This window comes from Luteibacter jiangsuensis, assembly GCF_030812295.1.
In the GTDB taxonomy this organism is placed as follows: domain Bacteria; phylum Pseudomonadota; class Gammaproteobacteria; order Xanthomonadales; family Rhodanobacteraceae; genus Luteibacter; species Luteibacter jiangsuensis_A.
In genome coordinates this window covers 461984-478045 of sequence record NZ_JAUSSK010000002.1, presented here as the reverse complement: position 1 = coordinate 478045, position 16062 = coordinate 461984, and the positions used below count along the sequence as shown (strand labels likewise).

Genomic DNA, 16062 nt, shown 5'->3' with positions numbered 1-16062 from the left:
GGGAGGCCTTCGGCGAATCGCAAAGGCGCATTTTTGCGCCTATCGGTGCCGGGCGCAAACCCGGGACTCCCACAGGTACGGAAATCCTACGGCGCGCGCCGCAGTCATCCCTTGCGGAGCGCACCGCCCGCCGCCATGCTTGGCCTGCGTAGATACGGGCATCACGCCCGCGCGGACACACTTCCCGAAAGCTCCATCTGCCGGCGACACCCATGGACCGCTACGAGCGCATTCTCACCCTGCACCGGCTGCTTAAGTCGGCCCACTATCCGGTGCCCCTGTCGCGGCTGATGGACGAGCTGGAATGCTCGCGCGCCACGCTCTATCGCGATGTGGCCTTCCTGCGCGACGCGCTGGGCGCGCCCGTGCAGAGCGTCGCCGGCGAGCAGGCCTCGTTCCGCTACGAAGCGGGCGAGGGCGACAGCTTCGAACTGCCCGGCCTGTGGCTGACCAGCGACGAGTTGGCCGCCCTGATGGCCCTGAACGAACTGATCGGCCGCTCCGACCCGGGCGTGCTGGCCGGGGCGCTGGCGCCCTTCAAGGCACGCATCGAGCGGCTGCTCTCCGATCATGGCAGCGGCAAGGCCCTGCCCGTGGATCGCATCCGGGTGATCTCCTGGGGCGCACGCAAGATGGACCAACAGGTATTCCGCATGGTCGCCGGCGCCGTGCTCGAACGCCGCCAGCTGAGTTTCCGCTACCGTGCCCGCACCACGAATTCCGATACGAAACGCACCGTGTCGCCGCAACGGCTGACCCATTACCGAGACAACTGGTACCTCGATGTCTGGGACCACGACCGGGAGGCACTGCGCAGCTTCGCGGTGGACCGCATCGCCGAGCCGCAGGCGCTGGATGCGAAGGCGAAAGACGTGGAAGAGGCGGAACTCAACGACCTGCTCGCCTCCAGCTACGGCATTTTCGCCGGCAAGCCGAAAGCCTGGGCCACCATTCGTTTCTCCTCGCACGCCGCGCGCTGGGTGGCCGATGAGCACTGGCATTCCCAACAGAAGGGCGAGTGGTTGCCCGATGGCCGCTACGAATTGAAGGTGCCGTACTCGAACTCGCGCGAGCTGCTGATGGATGTGCTCAAGTACGGTCCGGATGCCGAGATCGTCTCGCCGTTGCCCTTGCGCGAGGAAATGAAGATCCTGCTGCAACTGGCCCTTTCCGGGTACCAGGGCAATGGCAATCGTCACTAAGCAGGTTTCATGAGCGACCTCGACATCGCCGATCCCGGCGCCCTGCCAGCCACCGCCGGCGAGCCGCCCAAACCCCGTGTCGCCCTGGCATTGGGTGCGGGCGCGGCCAAGGGTCTTGCCCACATCGGCGCCATCGAAGAACTCGAGGAACGCGGCTTCGACATCGTCGCCGTCGCCGGCACCTCGATGGGCGCCCTCATCGGCGGCATCTACGCCATGGGCAAGCTCGACATCTACCGCGACTGGGTCTCCACGCTGGCTCGCTTCGACGTCCTGCGCCTGGTGGACTGGAGCTTCTCCGGCGGTGGATTCATCAAGGGCGACCGGATCATGGCCGCCCTGCGCGAGTTGATCGGCGAGGTGAACATCGAGGAGTTGCCGATCACGTACACGGCGGTGGCCACCGACATCGACCGGGAACGCGAGGTATGGCTCACCCGTGGACCGTTGTTCGATGCGATCCGTGCCTCGATCGCGATTCCCACGCTGTTCCGCCCATATACGCACGAGGGCCGGCGCCTGGTCGACGGGGCCCTGCTCAACCCGCTGCCCGTGCTGCCCTTGATGCGCGAGCACGCCGATTACGTCATTGCCGTGAGCGTGGATGGCGCGGCCGAGATGCAGCAGCCACCCGAACGCGACGTGGCCGCCGTGGCCGACACGGGCTATACCGCACGTCTGGGCCGCTTGATCGGGCGCGTGCTGCCGCAAGGCGAAACCAAGGTCAGGGATCCAGGCGCGTTCGACCTGATGACGCAGTCCATGGACCTCATGCAGGCCAATCTTTCGCGGCTGCGCCTCGCCGCCTATCCGCCCGACCTGCTGATCGAGATCCCACGCAACGTATCCACCGTGTACGAGTTCTATCGCGCGCGGGAGTTGATCGAGCTGGGGCGCGAACGGACTGCTCGCGCGCTGGACCACTGGACACCGCGAACAACTTTCCGCTAGCCGGGCCCGGTGGCAGGCCGGAACCTGGTGGGAGCCGACCTTGTCGGCGATGGGTGCTTGCCTCAACCCTGGCCCGCTGCCGCGGGATCGCCGACAAGGTCGGCTCCCACCAGGTTCCGGCTCCCACCAGGTTCCGGCTTCTACCAGGTTTCGGCTTCTACGAGGTTCGGACTCTTACACGGTTCCAGCTCCCGCCCATTCGCGGTCAGACCTCTTCGGTGCGGGTGACCTTGGCGCGGCGCATCAGCCACGCCACGCCGCGCAGGTCGGCAAGGCCGACCCAGAGACGGTCGAGCATGCCGTACTTGGACGTGCCCGCGGTGCGCGGACGATGGCCCACCGGCACGCTCTGGCTGGCGAAGCCGGCGCGCTTGACCAGGGCCGGAAGGTAGCGGTGCATGTGGTCGAAGTAGGGCAGGCGCAGGAAGGTCTCGCGCTCGAACAGCTTCAGGCCGCAGCCGGTGTCGGGCGTGTCGTCCTGGAGCATGCGCGAACGCACCGCGTTGGCGACCTTCGACGAGATGCGCTTGTTGAAGCTGTCGCGCCGGGTGACGCGCCAGCCGGCGAACAGTTTCAGTTCCGGCTTGGCGCCCTCGCGAGCGGCCAGCAACTTGGGGATATCGGCCGGATCGTTCTGGCCGTCGCCGTCGAGCGTGGCTATCCACGGCGCGCGGGCGGCGCGCACGCCATTCCACACGGCGGTGCTCTGTCCGCTGCGGGTGAGGTGGCGGACGATCCGCAGTTCCGGGTACTGCGCGCGGGCGGCGGTGAGCACGGCCACGCTGTCGTCGGTGCTGTCGTCGTCGACGTAGATGATCTCGAAGTCGATCCGTCCGCGCAGGGCCGAAGCGATCTCGGCGAGAAGGGGCGGGATGTTGTCGCGCTCGTTGAAGACGGGCACGACCACGGCGAGGTCGGTCATCGCGGTTCCGGAGGCAGGAGGATTCGGGGCGGCATTATCGCCCAACCCACGCCGGATGGGGCCGCCGGCGTGGCAATCGTTCAGATCCGGCCCACGGCCTGGCCGACCGGGCCCTCGATGGCGGCTCGCCAGCCGCGCTCCACCGTATCCCGCGTCTTCCGGCTCGCGCCCTGCGCCATCACCACCAGGGTGCCGCCACTGAGCGCCACCTGGCGACCGTCCCAGCCATCGCGGTGGAACTCGGTGGTCTTGTCGACCATCTTGCCAGGCATGTACAGGGCGACCACCGGCTCGTCGTCCATCCGGGTGACCACATGCACCGCCGGATACGGACCGACCGTGCAGTCGTGCACGTAGGTGACGCCGGCCGGAGCGGGCCCCTTCAGCCGCGTGGCGCGCCCCACGAAACCGGCCTCGACCTGGGCATCGGTCATTGGCTGGGTAAGGCTCATGGCATCCATTTCCTCCGGCATGTGCGCCACGGCGAGGGCAGGCAGGGAGTTGAGGTCGGCATGGCGCCAGAGCATCCCGACGCCGGCGAAGGCGATCAGGACCGACGCGGCCATCGCCATCCAGGCGCGCCGCCGTCCCACCTGGCGGTGCCGTTCACCGGTGGCCTGGGCCAGCAGGATGCGATCGGCGAGGCCTTCGGGCACCGGCACGGCAAGGGCGGCCTCCAGATCGTCCTCGAAGCGCTGGGCACGCTGCCAGAACGCTGAGCAGCCGTCCTTGCAGCTGTCCCGGTGGGCGAGGATCTCGGGATCGCGCGAGCGTGGCTCGGCGCCGATCCGGCGGCGGAATTCGAGGCAGTTCATTTCCGGCTCCCCTCGGCCACGGCGCGTCCGCCGAGCAGATCCTTCAGGCGCTGGCGGGCCCGGAACAGCTGGGTCATCACCGCGCCGGGCTGCTGGCCCGTGCTCTGGGCGATCTCCTCGCAGCTCATCCCGCCGAGCACCTGCATGGCGAGCGGATCGCGGTATTTGTCCGGCAGCTTCAACATGGCCTCGCGCACCTGCGCGGCGTCACCGCTTCGTTCGGGGCTGGCGAAGGCGGCGTCTTCGGGCACGTTGTCGTCCAGTTCCACGGTGTCCAGGCGCTTGCGTTCGTAGAGGCGGGCGTGCTCGCGGCGCAGGATGGTGATCAGCCAGGGCTTCGCCAGTTCGGCGTCGCGAAGGCTGTCGAGGTTCTTCCACGCGCGCAGGAAGGTCTCCTGGACGAGGTCCTGGGCGACCGTCTCGGAGCGCGACAGCCAGAAGGCGTACCGGTAGAGGTCCGCCGACAGGGCGCGCACCATGGCTTCGTACTGGCGCTGCTTCGGATTCACACCCTCATGGACCGGCGCCATGCGCATTTCCTTACAGGCCGCGCTCAGCGGACCTTGGTGAGGATGCCATCCAGTTCGTCGAGGCTGTGGTAATGAATGACCAGCTTGCCCTTGCCGCCGCGGCCATGGGCGAGTTCGACGCGGGTGGCGAAGCGTTCGGCCAGTTCACGTTCGAGATTGGCGATGTTCGGATCGATGGCCGCCGACTTGGCCTTGCCCTTCGGCGCCAGCTGGGCCTTGCGTGCGGCCTCTTCGAGTTCGCGCACCGTCCAGCCGTTGCGCGCCGCTTCCAGCGCCAGCGGTTCGGCGATGGTGGCCGGCAAGGTGAGCAGGGCACGGGCATGGCCCATCTCCAGCTTGCTTTCGTCGAGCAGCTGCTTGATGGAGGCGGGCAGTTCGATCAGCCGGAGCAGGTTGGAGACCGCCGCGCGCGAGCGACCGACGGCATCGGCGGCCTGCTGGTGGGTGAGGTCGAATTCGTCGATCAGGCGCTGCAAGGCCTGGGCTTCCTCGAGCGGAGTGAGCTCCTGGCGCTGGATGTTCTCGATCAGCGCCATGGCCAGCACGGACTGCTCGGGCACGTCCTTCACCAGGGCGGGAATCTCGCTCATCGAGGCACGCTGGGCCGCGCGCCAACGGCGTTCGCCGGCGATCAGCTCGTAGCTGTTCTTGCCGATCGCGCGGACCACCACGGGCTGGATGAGGCCCTGGGCCTTGATCGAGGCGGCCAGCTCGTCGAGCGCCTCGTCGTTCCAGTGGCGTCGCGGCTGGTACTTGCCTGCCTGGATCTGGTGGATCGGCAACGAGCGCAGTTCGCCTTCCTGCTCGACGATCGAGGGGGCGGCGTCGGGACCCGCGCCGCCGCCGAGCAGGGCGTCGAGGCCACGGCCGAGTCCACGTTTCTTCGCTGCTGCCATGGGTGCTCCTTAAGGGGTCGTCGGGGTCGCGCCGCTGGCATCGGGCGCGGCTTCGTCGAGATCGTTCGTCAGTTCGCCGGCATCATGCGTGCTCATCGCACGCTCGCGGCGGATGATCTCGCCGGCGAGGCCGATATAGGCGATGGCGCCACGCGACCCGCGGTCGTAGAGGTGGATCGGCTGGCCGTGGCTGGGCGCCTCGGCCAGGCGCACGTTGCGCGGGATGATCGAGCGAAGCACCTTGTCGCCGAAGTGCTGGGTGAGTTGCGCCGACACCTCGTTGCCGAGGTTGTTGCGCACGTCGTACATGGTGCGCAGGAGGCCTTCGACTTCCAGCTTCGGATTGAGGCGCTGGCGCACGGCGGAGATCGTGTCGAGCAGGCTCGACAGCCCCTCCAGGGCGAAGTACTCGCACTGCACCGGAATCAGCACGCCGTCTGCCGCGGTCAGCGCATTCAGGGTGAGCAGGTGCAGCGAGGGAGGACAGTCGATCAGGATGGTGTGGTACTTGTCCGATATCTTCGCCAGCTGTTCTTTCAGGCGATGCTCGCGGGCCAGGCCGTCCATCAGCTTGAGTTCGGCGGCGGTGAGGTCGCCATTGCCCGGCAGCAAGTCGAAGCCCGCTTCGGTGCGTACCAGCACGTCGCCGATGGCGGCTTCGTCCAGCAGCACTTCGCAGCCGTTCGGCTTGGCCTCGTGCTTGTCCACGCCCGAGGCCATCGTGGCGTTGCCCTGCGGATCGAGGTCGACAAGCAGCACCTTGCGCTTCGCGGCGGCCAGGGCCGCGGCGAGGTTGACGGAGGTGGTGGTCTTGCCGACGCCGCCCTTCTGGTTGGCGACTGCGAGGATGCGGGCCATGGAGTACCGGTAGCTACCGTGCGCGGAAAGGGCGCTAGCGTAGCATCTTCGGTGGGGCGGGCCTTGGGGTTGGGAGGCGCTCCGGCGGCGATGAACGCTCCGATTACGTCCGGCGGATCACCACGAGGTGCCGCTCCCCCTCGACGCCCGGCACATGCAGCGCGTGGATCGCCTCCACGTGGAATCCCTCCGGTACCCCGTCCAGTTCTTCCTCTGGATGCTTGCCCTTCATCGCCAGCCAGACGCCCTCCGGCGCCAACAGGTGGCCACCCCAGCCGAGCATGTCGGCCAGCGAGGCGAAGGCGCGGGCCGTGATGCACTCGAACGTGCCTTCGACGTCCTCGACGCGGCTCTGCAGGGCCCTTGCGTTGACCAGCTTCAGCGAACGGATCGCCTCGCGCAGGAAGCGGACCTTCTTTCCGTTGGAGTCGACCATGAGCACCTCGCGCGCCGGTTCCGCGATGGCCAACGGAATGCCGGGCAGACCCGGTCCGGTGCCGAGGTCGGCCAAGGTGCGGCCGTGGACATAAGGAAGGATCGCCAGTGAATCGAGCAGGTGGCGGGCGATCATCTCGTCGGCGTTGCGCACCGCGGTGAGGTTATAGGCCGAGTTCCAGCGCTCCAGCAGTTCCCGATAATCGAGCAGGCGGTCGACCGCGCCATCGGGCAGGGTCGCACCCAGGGCGGCGATGCCGCGTTCGAGTTGGGCTTGCAAGGCTTCGCGCGCGGTCATGCGGCACCAGGGTGAGGCGAGGGGCGCAAGAGTATGGAAGCGCCGGCGCGATGGCGCCAGCGCGGGGGTCAGGCGGCGTCGAGTTCGACGCGGGTCACCAGCATGCCGCGAGCCCGGAGCGAGCCGTTCACGGCGTGCTTGAGCTGGGTGCCGACGGCGCGGCGGTCGGCCGGGCGGCCCGTGCCGCTGTCGCGCAGGGCGGCGACGACATTGCTGCGGATCAATTCCGGCGCCTCGTCGATCACTTCGTCGGCGACTTCCGGTTCGAGCACCTGCCAATAAACGGTACCGCCCTCGAAGCGAAGGACCTGGCCGCCGAGGTCGATCTTGTGGAACACGCGGTCGAACACGGGAAGCACGACGTGGGTGCCGGCGGTAAGCAGCGCGGGCGAGCGGCCGAAGCGGCGCACGCTGTAGACCTGGCCTTCGGGAATGCGACGAACCGACGCCGCCGCGAAAGCGAAGGCAATGAGGGTCGTGGCAATGAGGGCGGTGGTCAACATGGCTGCTATATCAATCGGTTAGCCGCTTTTCTTGTCTCATCGCACAGCGAGATGCCGCATCGCGATGATCGTCGGGGTGTTAATTCTAATTTAACAGAGGGGGTTAACGCTAGTTTTACCAATCCCCCCTATTCAGTTAACGGACGGGTTGGTCAAAACTTGAGCAGCGCGTGGTCACTGGCGCACGTTTGACCGGCCAAGGGTAAATGATAATAATTATCAATCAGTCCTTGTCGCCGGTCTCCGTCCATGAATTTCCTCGGCTGCGTGGCAGCTTTCGTCGCCATGGCCCTCGCCTACCTGGCCTCGCGGAACCAGCGGTTGTTGCCGCGGCCGCTCGGGCGCCCTGCCCGTCTCGGCGCCAGCGTGTTCGCCATCGCGGCGCTGGCCGCGTGGATTGCCGGGGAAACCTCTCTACCGGGCATTTTTTCGGCGCTGACGGCACTGATGCTGGGCGCCGTCGCCCTGCCCTACATCACATGGCTGTTTCGCCCGGCCACTGAACGGAAGCCACGCTGATGCTCGCCAAGACCTTCGCTGGCATCGTGCTCGGCTTGCCGCTGTCCATGGCCCTGGTCGCGGTGGCGATCTGGATCTGGCCGCATTCGAGCGAGTCGGTGGTCATCCCGATGATGGTGATCTTCTTCCCGCTGTGGATCGGGATCATGGCCGCGACCTTCCTCTTCCGCAGCGGCGTCCGCGCCTGGGCGTGGCTGGCCGTGGCCAACCTCGCCGCGTTCGCCACGCTGTTCCTCGCCAAGCACACGATGCCGGGGCTGTAACCGATGAAAGCCTCCACGCTGCGTACCTTCACCACGGTCCATACCTGGACCGGCCTGCTTGCCGGCTTCGCCCTGTTCATCGCGTTCTATGCCGGCGCGCTGACCATGTTCCACGAAGAGATCGACGCGTGGGCCGTGCCGAGGACCGAGATGGACCGCGCGGACACCATGGACCGCGCGCACGCCATGCTGGCCGATATCGTGGCGAAGCACCCGGCGGCTCGCGAGCAGATCGGCGTGACGTATCCCGCCGACCATCCCTCGCATGAAGTGGCCGCGTACTGGATGGAAAAGAACGGCGAGTGGCAAACCCAGTCGCTGGGCGAGACCGCGCCGCGCGATTCGGAAGACCACGAACACGGCCTCGCCGACTTCGTCTACGAACTGCATTACGACCTCGGCATTCCCGTCGTCGGCATCTATCTCATGGGCATCGTCAGCGTGATCTACGGACTGGCCTTGCTGACCGGACTGCTGATCCACCTGCCGAACCTCGTGCGCGAGCTGTTCGCGCTGCGTCCCGGGCACAACCTCAAGCGACTGTGGCAAGACGCGCATAACGTCATCGGCATCCTCAGCCTTCCCTTCCATATCATCTTCGCGATCACGGGCGCCTTGCTGTGCCTCACCCTCGTGATGCTGGTCGCGTTCAACACGGCCATCTTCGACGGCAAGCTGATGCCCGCCTTCGAGCGCATGACGAGCGCCTTGCCGGCCACGCAGGACAAGGGCGGCACGGCGGCGATGCTGTCGCCCGCCGAACTGGGCGCGCGCGCGAGGCAGGCAGCGCTCGCCGCCGGTGCCGCGAGCTTCGAACCGGATTACATGCGCTACGTGCACTACGGGCGGCAGGGCGCGGCGGCGGAAGTGCGCGGCACATCCACGAAGACGCTCGGCGAATACGGCATGGTCTCGCTCGATGCCACCGACGGACATGTGCTCGGCATGCAGCTGACCGGCGCTCGCGATACGAACCACGCCACGTACTCGGCGATCTTCGGCCTGCACTTCGGCAGCTTCGGTGGCCTTTCGCTGCGCTGGCTGTATTTCGTCCTCGGCCTCGCCGGCGCCTTCCTGTTCTATTCCGGCAACCTCCTGTACATCGAATCGCGACGCAAGCGGCGCCAGGCCGACCAGCCGTTGAAAGTACGCGCGATGGCCACCGCCACCGTCGGCGTCTGCATCGGTGCGTGCTTCGCGATCTCGACGACCTTCCTCGCGAACCTGTTGGGCCCGCTTTGGGGTGTCTCGCCAACGGCCATCGTCCAGCCCGTGTGCTTCACGGCCTTCTCCGCCGCGATCCTCTGGACCTTCTGGCGTCTTCCCGCCAGGGCGGCGGTGGAGTTGCTCTGGGCCACCGCCTTCGTCAGCGTGGCCGTCGGCGTGCTCGACGCGACGATCCATGGCGACCGCCTGCTCCGCACGCTAGGTGAAGGCCGCTTCGCGGTGCTGGGTGTCGACCTGGTCGCGATCGCGATGGGTGCGGGTTTCGCCTGGCTTGGCTTCGCCACGCGCCGTCGTGCCGTCGAAGGAGACCCGTGCAGCGTATGGTCGTCCCGGCGCGCGGGCAGCGAACAGCCCGCGCGCGAGCTGCGGGAAGCCTGAGCGAATTCGGCAATGCCATGTAACGCGCGTTACGTGGTTGCTGACGCGACAGCTATTTACTTCCGTGAACACTTTGTGTGCGTTCGCTGTTGCATCGCCACAATTTCTTGCGTACCACTCAAATCGCTGACCTGACGCGTATTTTTAACGCGTGTCGGTAAGTGGTATCCCATCTTCGCGCACATCCTACCGCGATGCAGCAAACGGTTGATTTCGCACGCTTTACAAGCTTGTGTGAAAACGTTTACGTTCCGCGCCGTCAGGCCCCGGGAGGGCTGGTCAAGGGCGATAACCAGGTGAGTGTGACGATCAAAGACGTCGCGAGAATGGCCAACGTATCGGTGGCTTCCGTCTCGCGCGCCCTCAACGGCCACGGCGGCGTGACGGCGGAAACCCAGAAGCGTATCCGCGAGGTCGCGGCCCGCCTCCGCTACGTCCCGCATAACGCGGCGCGCAGCCTCATCACCCGCCGCACGCAGACGATCGGCGCCCTGCTGCCCGACCTGCATGGCGCCTTCTTCTCCGAACTGATCCGCGGCATCGACCTCGCTGCCCGTGCGCGTGGCTTGTACATGCTGGTTTCCAGCTCGCATGGCGATGCCACGGAAGCGGCGATCGCCCTGCGCGCGATGCAGGGCCGGGTCGACGGCCTGCTGGTGATGTCACCCCACGCCGACGAGGCCTTCCTCGACGAGAACCTGCCGATCGTGCTGCCGACCGTGCTGATCAACAGCCACGTGCGCTCCGATCGCCATGCCTCGCTCGATGTCGACGATTTCGGCGGCGCCCGCGCGATGACCGAGCACCTGCTGAACCTCGGCCGCAAGCGCATCGTCTTCATCGCGGGTCCGCAGGTGAACCACGATGTGCAGGAACGCGCGCGCGGCTATCGCGAGGCATTGGCGAAGGCCGGTCTCGGCGAGCGCGCCGTGATCCTGCCGGGCGACTTCACCGAGGAGTCCGGCTATCACGCGGGCAAGCAGGCCTTGGCGATGGTGCCGCGCCCCGACGCGATCTTCGCCGCCAACGACATGATGGCGATCGGCTGCCTTTCCGCGCTTTCCGAGGCGAAGGTGCGCACGCCGGACGACATCGCCGTGGTCGGCTACGACGACATTCCCATGGCGCGCTACGTGACGCCACCGCTTACCACCGTCCGCATACGCATCGCCGAGTTGGGCGAAGCGGCGCTGGAACGCCTCGTCAAGATGATCGAGGCACCCGAGGACGCCGCGCCCGAACCGCGCGTCGTCGTCGGCACTGAACTGGTCGTGCGCGCCTCATGTGGCGGCGGCGACACGGTACGACGACGGGCCTGACGCCCCGTCGGAACGCACGGCTTGCCGGGCCGTGGATGGGACTCCCCAGGACGGCGTCAATCTCAGGACTTCGCTCGACGCGAGACACGGGGGCATAACGCTCCGAGAGTGGTTCAACCACCGCGATACGACAGCCATGTCGACTCCGTGGATCACACACATAGAAAACATTTGGGAGAGGGGAACAATGAAAGCCTCGATGCAGTTGAAGAAGAAGATCCTCGCCGGCGTGATCACCGCGACCGTCGCCGCCGCCGTGGTGTCGCCCCCGGCGTTCGCGCAGTCGGCCAACGCGACCCTTCGCGGCAAGGCTTCGCCTGGCGCGAACGTCACCGCGTTCAATCCGCAGACGGGCCTGACGCGCCACGCCAAGGCCGGCGCGGATGGCATGTACATCATCAATGGCCTGCCGCCGGCGACGTACAAGGTCGACGCGGGTCCGGGCACCGAACAGACGGTGACGGTGACCGTCGCGTCGACCGCGACGCTGAACCTCGCCGCCGCGGCTCCCGCCGCCGGCGATGTCACCGCCAACGCGGCGAATGCCGCATCGCTGGAAGGCGTGACGGTGAGCGCCACGACGCTGACCGAGGTGAGGACACCCGAAGTCGCGAAGACGATCTCGCTGCGCCAGATCCAGACCATCCCGCAGGTGTCGCGCAACTTCCTCGAATTCGCCGACACCGTGCCGGGCATGGTGTTCAGCGTCGACGCGCAGGGCCATACCTCGCTGCGCGGCGGTGCGCAGAACAACAGCTCGGTCAACGTCTTCATCGACGGCGTGGGCCAGAAGAGCTACGTGAAGGAAGGTGGCGTCGCCGGCCAGGTCAACAGCCAGGGCAACCCGTTCCCTCAGCTGGCCATCGGTGAGTACAAGGTCATCACCAGCAACTACAAGGCCGAGTACGACCAGGTCTCGTCGGCAGCGATCACGGCGGAGACGAAGTCGGGCACGAACGAATTCCATGGCGAGGTGTTCGATACCTATACCTCGGACAAGTACCGCAGCCGCACCCCCGCCGAAGAAAACGGCGACAAGGCGCGCTCGTTCGAGAAGGAATACGGCTTCGCGCTCGGCGGTCCGATCATCAAGGACAAGATGCACTTCTTCGTGACCTTCGAGCAGAAGAAGTTCGATACGCCGATCACCGTCACGCCGGGCTCCAATGTACCCGCGTCCGCCGTCGGCCTGCTTCCGGCGGCCGCCCAGGCCGCGCTGGGTCCGGCCAACCTGCCGTTCGACGAAAAGCTGTACTTCGGCAAGATCGACTGGGAACTGACCGATCGCGACCGCATCGAGATCAGCACCCAGGTCCGCCGCGAGACCCAGGCCGACAACATCGGTGCGGGCCAGTCGCGCGAGCAATCCATCACCACCGAGAACCACGACACCCGCGGCACCTTCCGCTGGCAGCACAGTGGCGACTGGTTCTTCAACGAGTTCAAGGCCTCGTACGAGAACTCATCGAACGATCCGCTGCCGCTGAACTACGGCAACGGCTATAACTACACCTGGCGCCCGAACAACGACGCGGCCATCATCGGCATCGGCTCGGCCTCGGCACTGGCCACCCAGATCAAGGGCCAGGAAGGTCCGATGATCTCGGACGACTTCACCTTCAACGACCTCACCTGGCACGGCGACCACGTCGTCAAGGTGGGTTACAAGTACAAGGAAGTCACGCTGCACGCGCAGGATGCGCAGAACACCAACCCGCAGTTCTTCTACAACGTCGATGAAAACGGCACGAACGAGCTGCCGTACCGGGCGCAGTTCTCCAATCCGGTGGCGGGTTTGAATTCGATCGCCGAGACCAACAGCAAGCAGTACGGTGCGTACATCCAGGACGACTGGTCGATCAACGACCACCTCATCCTGAACCTCGGCGTACGCTGGGACAAGGAAAAAACCCCGTCCTACCTCGACTACGTCACGCCGCAGAACGTGATCGACGGCTTCAACTCGCTCGATCCGAACGCCCAGGGCCAGTTCCCGGGCCAGACTTATGCGCAGACGCTGGCCAAGGGCGGTATTAACTACCAGGACTACATCAGCAACGGACACAACCGCCACGCGCAGAATCAATGGGCGCCGCGGCTGGGCTTCTCCTACGACCTGTTCGCCGACGAAGAGCACGTGATCCACGGCGGCGCGGGCCGCTCGTACGACCGCAATCTCTACGATTACCTGCAGCTGGAACAGACCAAGTCGGCCCTGCCGTACCAGGAGATCTTCTTCAACATCCCTGGCCGCAGCTGCAACGTCGGTCCGAACACGAACTGCGTGAACTGGGATCCCTCCTACCTCAATGGCCTCGAGAACCTGCAGGCGCTGGTCGCCGGCTCGAACAAGGGCCAGGAGGTCGACATGATGAACAACGACCTGAAGGCTCCGTATTCGGATCAGTTCAGCATCGGCATGTCGAACAAGCTCGGCGACTGGAACACGGATGCGACGATCACGCGCGTGCTCTCGTATGACGGCTTCGCCTTCACGCTGGGCAACCGCTACCCGGACGGCTCGTTCTTCCAGAACGGCAGCCAGCCCTGGAACAACGGCGTGCCCGGCTTCGGCTCGATGATCATCGGTAACAACGGCATCCGCACCCGCACGACCCAGGTACTGCTGTCGGCCGACAAGCCGTATACCCGCGAGTCGGGCTGGAGCGCCAACTTCGCGTACACCTATACGCGCGCCAAGCAGAACCGCGACATCAAGGAACACTATTCGTTCGACGAGGCCACGATCCAGGATTACCCGTTCGTCACCTCGAACGCGGCGTCGAAACATCGCTTCGTGGCGACCGGCTCGCTGGATGGTCCGTGGGGCTTCACCTTCTCGGCGAAGCTGACCCTGGCGACGCCGCTGCCCTGGAATGGCACGTATGGCTACGGCGGGGGATATCTCTTCCCGACAGGCGAGGCCAATCGTCCTGCCGCCTTTACGCCGCCGGGTTCGAAGTTCCTCGTTGGCGGCAAGATCTGGGGTTATCGCGACATCGACTTCCAGGCCACGAAAGACTTCGTGCTCAACGAAAACGACCAGACGAAGTTCTACATCCGCTTCGACATCCTGAACGTCTTCAACTGGAAGAACCTGGTCGACTACAACACGAATTTCGGAACCATCGGCGCTCCGACGGGCACTCCAGTCGTGTTCAACAAGAACGGCAACATCCAGTTCGTGCCGCGTACCGCCCGCTTCACGGCTGGCTTCAAGTTCTAAGCGTTCCAGCGGCGCATCCGGCACGCATGGCCGGGTGCGCCGTACTTGGCGCCCGCGCGTCTCCCCGCGGGCGCATTTCTTAGCCACTGCCGCAGCGGTCCAGCGATGAACAACGGCATCACCCATATCGTCGTCGTCGGTGGAGGCACCGCCGGCTGGATGGCGGCATCCGCACTGATACGCGTGCTCGGCCGGAAGGTGACCGTTCGGCTCGTCGAGTCCGACGAGATCGGAATCGTCGGTGTCGGTGAAGCCACCGTTCCGCACATCAAGCTCTTCAACAACCTGCTGGGATTGAACGAAGCCGACTTCGTCGCCCGCACGCAGGGCACGTTCAAGCTCGGCATCCAGTTCCGCGACTGGGGCAAACTGGGCGACTCCTATATCCACGGTTTCGGCGTGATGGGCCACGACATCGGCCTGACGCCATTCCATCAGTTCTGGCTCAAGGGCCGGCAGGCAGGCTGTGCCGCCGATCTGGGCGACTACTCCGTCAACACCGTTGCGGCCATCCGCGGCAAGTTCATGCCCGCGCCGGTCGACGTACCCGCAAACAATCCTCTCGGCGGCATCGCCTATGCGTATCACTTCGACGCGTCGCTCTATGCCCGCTACCTGCGCGAATATGCGGAAGCGCGTGGGGTCAGGCGCAGCGAAGGCAAGATCCAGGACGTCGAATTGCATCCGGAATCAGGCCATGTCGCCGCGGTGCTGCTCGCCAACGGCGAGCGTATCGAGGGCGACCTCTTCATCGACTGCTCCGGATTTCGCGGGTTGCTCATCGAAGGCGCATTGGCATCCGGTTACGAGGACTGGAGCCACTGGCTTCCATGCGATCGCGCGCTGGCCGTACCATGCGCGCGCGTGGAAGCGCCGACGCCGTATACGCGTTCCACCGCGCGCGAGGCGGGCTGGCAATGGCGCATCCCACTGCAGCATCGCACCGGCAACGGCTACGTGTATTCCAGCCGCCATATCGGCGATGACGAGGCCGCCGCGAAGCTCCTGGCGAACCTCGATGGCGAAGCCCTGGCGGACCCTCGTCCGCTACGCTTCGTCACCGGCATCCGAAAGAAAGCATGGAACCGGAACGTGGTCTCGCTCGGTCTCGCCAGCGGTTTCATGGAGCCGCTGGAATCGACCAGCATTCATATGATCCAGGCAGGTATTTCGAAGTTGCTTCAGCTCTTCCCGTCCGATGGCGTGATGGACCCTGTGCTGGTCGACCGCTACAACTCGCAGACTCGCTTCGAGGCGGAGCGCATCCGCGACTTCCTGATCCTGCATTACAAGGCCACCGCACGCGACGACTCACCTTTCTGGAACGATTGCAGGAACATGTCGATTCCGGCTTCGTTGCAGGAAAACATCGACCTGTTTCGCCACAGCGGCCGCTTCTTCCGTACCGCGGAGGAGATGTTCGCCGTGGTCAGCTGGATCCAGGTGATGATCGGCCAGGGCATCATGCCGAGGGGCTACGATCCGCTGGTCGATCAGATGCCCGATGAGGATATTCCGAGGTTTCTCGCCAGCATTCGCGACGTCGTCTCGAAGAACGTCGACCTGATGCCCACCCACCAGCAGTTCATCGACCGCGAATGCCGCGCACCACAGGTGGTGTCATGACATGCGCGATTGCCAGGGGACCAGCCGGTACGTATGGTTCTCGTTCGACCAAGGCCCTTCGGGGCCTTTCTCCGGCCCTCTGGCGTAAACGTTT

General features: G+C 65.7%; 15 protein-coding genes. 8 read left to right on the top strand and 7 right to left on the bottom strand.

Features of this window, described 5'->3' with window-relative positions:
- Positions 1 to 212 precede the first annotated feature (212 nt).
- The gene (locus tag J2T07_RS07535; RefSeq protein ID WP_306848655.1) at positions 213 to 1202 is read left to right on the top strand and encodes a helix-turn-helix transcriptional regulator; all 990 of its coding nucleotides are present in this window, start codon (positions 213 to 215) and stop codon (positions 1200 to 1202) included.
- Between the two features lie 9 nt (positions 1203 to 1211).
- Positions 1212 to 2153, top strand: a complete 942-nt coding sequence (locus J2T07_RS07530) for a patatin-like phospholipase family protein (protein ID WP_306848652.1) — start codon at positions 1212 to 1214, stop codon at positions 2151 to 2153.
- A 205-nt stretch (positions 2154 to 2358) separates the two neighbouring features.
- Here J2T07_RS07530 and J2T07_RS07525 read toward each other — a convergent pair whose 3' ends face one another.
- From J2T07_RS07525 to J2T07_RS07495, 7 genes are all read right to left on the bottom strand, one after another.
- On the bottom strand, positions 2359 to 3075 hold the full coding sequence (locus J2T07_RS07525) for a glycosyltransferase (protein WP_306848650.1): 717 nt from the start codon (positions 3073 to 3075) through the stop codon (positions 2359 to 2361).
- An 80-nt stretch (positions 3076 to 3155) separates the two neighbouring features.
- Positions 3156 to 3890: a DUF3379 family protein gene (locus J2T07_RS07520; protein WP_306848648.1), complete on the bottom strand. Its 735-nt coding sequence runs from the start codon at positions 3888 to 3890 to the stop codon at positions 3156 to 3158.
- Positions 3887 to 4420 carry a sigma-70 family RNA polymerase sigma factor gene (locus tag J2T07_RS07515; RefSeq protein ID WP_306848647.1) on the bottom strand — a complete coding sequence of 178 codons (534 nt, stop codon included), beginning with the start codon at positions 4418 to 4420 and terminating at the stop codon, positions 3887 to 3889. Before J2T07_RS07515 ends, J2T07_RS07520 begins: the two co-directional genes overlap by 4 nt.
- Positions 4421 to 4443: 23 nt before the next feature.
- Positions 4444 to 5316 carry a ParB/RepB/Spo0J family partition protein gene (locus J2T07_RS07510; RefSeq protein ID WP_306848645.1) on the bottom strand — a complete coding sequence of 291 codons (873 nt, stop codon included), beginning with the start codon at positions 5314 to 5316 and terminating at the stop codon, positions 4444 to 4446.
- A 9-nt stretch (positions 5317 to 5325) separates the two neighbouring features.
- Positions 5326 to 6174, bottom strand: coding sequence for a ParA family protein (locus J2T07_RS07505; RefSeq protein ID WP_306848643.1), 849 nt, complete (start codon positions 6172 to 6174; stop codon positions 5326 to 5328).
- 103 nt (positions 6175 to 6277) lie between these two features.
- Complete coding sequence (gene rsmG, locus J2T07_RS07500) at positions 6278 to 6907, bottom strand: 16S rRNA (guanine(527)-N(7))-methyltransferase RsmG (protein ID WP_306848642.1); 630 nt, start codon at positions 6905 to 6907, stop codon at positions 6278 to 6280.
- A gap of 68 nt (positions 6908 to 6975) precedes the next feature.
- Positions 6976 to 7410 carry a hypothetical protein gene (locus J2T07_RS07495; protein WP_306848640.1) on the bottom strand — a complete coding sequence of 145 codons (435 nt, stop codon included), beginning with the start codon at positions 7408 to 7410 and terminating at the stop codon, positions 6976 to 6978.
- 249 nt (positions 7411 to 7659) lie between these two features.
- Between J2T07_RS07495 and J2T07_RS07490 the strand changes: the two genes are divergently transcribed.
- The 6 genes from J2T07_RS07490 to J2T07_RS07465 all read left to right on the top strand — a co-directional run bounded on the left by J2T07_RS07490 (position 7660) and on the right by J2T07_RS07465 (position 15968).
- Positions 7660 to 7929 carry a hypothetical protein gene (locus tag J2T07_RS07490; protein ID WP_306848638.1) on the top strand — a complete coding sequence of 90 codons (270 nt, stop codon included), beginning with the start codon at positions 7660 to 7662 and terminating at the stop codon, positions 7927 to 7929.
- On the top strand, positions 7929 to 8192 hold the full coding sequence (locus J2T07_RS07485; protein ID WP_306848636.1) for a hypothetical protein: 264 nt from the start codon (positions 7929 to 7931) through the stop codon (positions 8190 to 8192). Before J2T07_RS07490 ends, J2T07_RS07485 begins: the two co-directional genes overlap by 1 nt.
- A 3-nt stretch (positions 8193 to 8195) precedes the next feature.
- Positions 8196 to 9797, top strand: a complete 1602-nt coding sequence (locus tag J2T07_RS07480; RefSeq protein ID WP_306848634.1) for a PepSY-associated TM helix domain-containing protein — start codon at positions 8196 to 8198, stop codon at positions 9795 to 9797.
- A gap of 326 nt (positions 9798 to 10123) precedes the next feature.
- Complete coding sequence (locus J2T07_RS07475) at positions 10124 to 11116, top strand: LacI family DNA-binding transcriptional regulator (protein WP_430539326.1); 993 nt, start codon at positions 10124 to 10126, stop codon at positions 11114 to 11116.
- A gap of 187 nt (positions 11117 to 11303) precedes the next feature.
- Positions 11304 to 14342: a TonB-dependent receptor gene (locus J2T07_RS07470; protein ID WP_306848630.1), complete on the top strand. Its 3039-nt coding sequence runs from the start codon at positions 11304 to 11306 to the stop codon at positions 14340 to 14342.
- Positions 14343 to 14447: 105 nt separating this feature from the next.
- Positions 14448 to 15968 carry a tryptophan halogenase family protein gene (locus J2T07_RS07465; protein WP_306848628.1) on the top strand — a complete coding sequence of 507 codons (1521 nt, stop codon included), beginning with the start codon at positions 14448 to 14450 and terminating at the stop codon, positions 15966 to 15968.
- The last annotated feature ends 94 nt before the right edge of the window (positions 15969 to 16062 follow it).

What these genes read in the sequence shown, in the direction of transcription:
- J2T07_RS07535 (WP_306848655.1), top strand. Translation starts at nt 213, where the DNA reads ATGGACCGCTACGAGCGCATTCTCACCCTGCACCGGCTGCTTAAGTCG.
- J2T07_RS07530 (WP_306848652.1), top strand. Translation starts at nt 1,212, where the DNA reads ATGAGCGACCTCGACATCGCCGATCCCGGCGCCCTGCCAGCCACCGCC.
- J2T07_RS07525 (WP_306848650.1), bottom strand. Translation starts at nt 3,075, where the DNA reads ATGACCGACCTCGCCGTGGTCGTGCCCGTCTTCAACGAGCGCGACAAC.
- J2T07_RS07520 (WP_306848648.1), bottom strand. Translation starts at nt 3,890, where the DNA reads ATGAACTGCCTCGAATTCCGCCGCCGGATCGGCGCCGAGCCACGCTCG.
- J2T07_RS07515 (WP_306848647.1), bottom strand. Translation starts at nt 4,420, where the DNA reads ATGGCGCCGGTCCATGAGGGTGTGAATCCGAAGCAGCGCCAGTACGAA.
- J2T07_RS07510 (WP_306848645.1), bottom strand. Translation starts at nt 5,316, where the DNA reads ATGGCAGCAGCGAAGAAACGTGGACTCGGCCGTGGCCTCGACGCCCTG.
- J2T07_RS07505 (WP_306848643.1), bottom strand. Translation starts at nt 6,174, where the DNA reads ATGGCCCGCATCCTCGCAGTCGCCAACCAGAAGGGCGGCGTCGGCAAG.
- rsmG (WP_306848642.1), bottom strand. Translation starts at nt 6,907, where the DNA reads ATGACCGCGCGCGAAGCCTTGCAAGCCCAACTCGAACGCGGCATCGCC.
- J2T07_RS07495 (WP_306848640.1), bottom strand. Translation starts at nt 7,410, where the DNA reads ATGTTGACCACCGCCCTCATTGCCACGACCCTCATTGCCTTCGCTTTC.
- J2T07_RS07490 (WP_306848638.1), top strand. Translation starts at nt 7,660, where the DNA reads ATGAATTTCCTCGGCTGCGTGGCAGCTTTCGTCGCCATGGCCCTCGCC.
- J2T07_RS07485 (WP_306848636.1), top strand. Translation starts at nt 7,929, where the DNA reads ATGCTCGCCAAGACCTTCGCTGGCATCGTGCTCGGCTTGCCGCTGTCC.
- J2T07_RS07480 (WP_306848634.1), top strand. Translation starts at nt 8,196, where the DNA reads ATGAAAGCCTCCACGCTGCGTACCTTCACCACGGTCCATACCTGGACC.
- J2T07_RS07475 (WP_430539326.1), top strand. Translation starts at nt 10,124, where the DNA reads ATGGCCAACGTATCGGTGGCTTCCGTCTCGCGCGCCCTCAACGGCCAC.
- J2T07_RS07470 (WP_306848630.1), top strand. Translation starts at nt 11,304, where the DNA reads ATGAAAGCCTCGATGCAGTTGAAGAAGAAGATCCTCGCCGGCGTGATC.
- J2T07_RS07465 (WP_306848628.1), top strand. Translation starts at nt 14,448, where the DNA reads ATGAACAACGGCATCACCCATATCGTCGTCGTCGGTGGAGGCACCGCC.